At 31.8% G+C, this 2,456-nt stretch carries 4 protein-coding genes; all 4 read left to right on the plus strand.

The features are described from left to right. Positions 1 to 987: hypothetical protein (locus BLV79_RS12840; RefSeq protein ID WP_200795903.1), on the plus strand; the 987-nt coding region annotated here is incomplete at its 5' end. Positions 988 to 1,017: 30 nt separating this feature from the next. Beyond that, positions 1,018 to 1,587 carry a hypothetical protein gene (locus BLV79_RS12290; RefSeq protein ID WP_074719262.1) on the plus strand — a complete coding sequence of 190 codons (570 nt, stop codon included), beginning with the start codon at positions 1,018 to 1,020 and terminating at the stop codon, positions 1,585 to 1,587. A gap of 13 nt (positions 1,588 to 1,600) precedes the next feature. Further along, positions 1,601 to 1,801 (plus strand): hypothetical protein, encoded by a 201-nt coding sequence (locus BLV79_RS12295; protein WP_074719263.1) that lies wholly within the window; start codon positions 1,601 to 1,603, stop codon positions 1,799 to 1,801. Positions 1,802 to 2,037: 236 nt separating this feature from the next. Next, positions 2,038 to 2,241: a hypothetical protein gene (locus BLV79_RS12300; protein ID WP_074719264.1), complete on the plus strand. Its 204-nt coding sequence runs from the start codon at positions 2,038 to 2,040 to the stop codon at positions 2,239 to 2,241. Positions 2,242 to 2,456: the final 215 nt, after the last annotated feature.

The raw sequence follows: 2,456 nt of genomic DNA on the forward strand, positions 1-2,456 counted from the left end.
GGCTATTGTTACAACAACGGAATGCTGATGAATGACTTGAATGGTATGTGGCCAAATCCAATTAAGTGGGTTAAGGATAAGACAAAAAAGGCTGCTAAGGCGGTTGGAGGTGTTGTTAAGAACGCTGGAAATTTTGTTAAGAGTCACAAAAGACAGATTATTGGTGGGGCAATACAGGGAGCAGCAATTTTTGGAGCAGCATTATTAGTTACGGCTACAGGTGGAACAGCAGCACCGTTAGTAGCTGTGGCAGCATCAGGATTTATTACTGGAGCAGGAATAGAGATGGGAAGTCAATATTCAAGTGGTAAGGATTTCAATAAAATGGACTATAAAGAAGTGGCTATACAAGGAGGAATTGGAGCGGCATTTTCGGTTTTGCCAGGAGCTGCTTCAGGGCTAAAGTGTTTAAGTAAAATTAATTCACACCATATAGAAGCTGCAGTAAGTGGCTTTATTGGAGCTGGAGCATCAGTTATTACTGATGTAAGAGAAGGCAAGAGTGGAGGTACTATTGCTAAAGATGCATTTAGTTCATTTGCAGCGAATGCAACTATTTCATATATTGGAAATCCAGTAAAAAAAATCGCAGAAAATCATACTAATGTGTCTGTTGAGGTGACAGAAGAAAATATTCAGACAATAGAAGAACAGATGCCTCTTCTTGATGCTAAAGAAGAGTATATAGCTAAATTAAAAAGAAAATTGAATAAGAAAGGATTAAGTAATAATAAAAAAGATAAGATAAGGGGTAAGATTCTAGATGCAAGGATAGAACTCCATAAATATAAACAACCAATACAAGAGATTAGCAAAGAAGTAGATGAAACACTAAATAAAAAGCTAAATAAATGGTTGGGATTTGAATCAACTCTAATTGATGGAATTGGATCAAGAGTTTCAGGTGATTTAACGAATATTTTTTCAATGGGATTAGATTCTGCTATTGGTTTTTATAATGCAGCACTGAAGGAATGTACTGAATAGAAAATTTTATTATTTCAGGAGGAAAATAAAATGAAAAGAGAAAGAAATAATGGTAATAAAATAGTTCATTTATATACTTCGGAATCTAATATAGAGGATACCTTGAAAGGTATGAAATTTATTTCCAAAGTTATGGGCTTTTATTTTCCAGCTGGATTTGGATTATATTCAGCGGTTGTATGGGATAAGGGCAATATCATTAATAGATTTGTAGATGGAGTAGCAATGTGTATTGTAATGGCTCTTCTTATGGGGTCTATTGTATTAGTAGGATATGGAATCGTTTGGATTGGAGTAAAGTTTCAAAGATTACTTATTCAAGTGGTTTTAGATGATATTGAAGAAAGTTATTTGAGTAAGGGAAGAAAAGAAATTCCATTAAAAGAATTGAAGTTTAAGGCATATAGAAGAAGTCCTTTAAGAAGATTTGATACTATAAAAGGGTTTAGAAATGGTAGTAAGTTATCATGTGTAAGAATATGTGAAGCACATATGCCTGATGAATTTTATGCATTGGTCTCAGATTTGACTTCAATGAATTTAATAGTTAATCCAGCTGAATTAAAAGAATTTAGTCCATATTATTATAAATTATTCTAAGGGAGTGAGATAAATGATAACACTTGTAGAAACGATTGTATGTATAGTTGCTATTATAGTTGCAATTTTTATTTTTTCTTGTTTGTTAAGAGTTGCAATGGCGCTTTATTACTCAGATAGTAAAATAAAAAGAATAATTTCAAGATTAATTTTTGTTTTAATAGCTTTTTGTTTGGTATATATTCATTTTTTTAGCGAAGAAATCAAATCCTAGTATTGCAGGAGCATCCGCGCTTGCAACTTTTATACTAGATATACTAGATAAATTTTTCAATAAAAAAATGAAGAAAAAATGATATTGAAGAATTAAATTCCGAAGAAAAAAAGACATATAGATAGATGTCTAAAATGGATAGAGATGAATAACAGAATATAGCAAATAAAAAATAAATGGAATCGCAAAGAATCACAAAGATTAAGGTTTTATATAGTTAAAAGCTATACTTTTAGATGAGTATGAAATTGAAAAGTCTTTGTGGTTCTTTTTTGCTTAAAGAGTTTGTATCAACACTGGCAAAAGAATCAACAGAGAAAAAAGCCAAAGGAATACCAGTCCTTTCAGAAGAGATCCACATTAGCCAGCTTCCAAAATATCCAGAATATGAAGAGATAGTTTCGCATACACAAAATACAACTACCAATATGAAAAGTTAGCATGAGACGTATATTATTTTTCAAAAGAGGGTAAATTATAACGTCAAGAAGATCAAAATGAGGTTGGAATCTCATTTAATTATGCTATAATGGATTGTGTTCGATGTAATTTAAGGTACAATAGAAATGCCATTTACCCTAAATAGATACGGCTATTGTTACAACAACGGAATGCTGATGAATGACTTGAATGGTATGTGGCCAAATCCAATTAA

Source organism: Lachnobacterium bovis DSM 14045 (genome assembly GCF_900107245.1).
GTDB lineage: Bacteria > Bacillota > Clostridia > Lachnospirales > Lachnospiraceae > Roseburia > Roseburia bovis.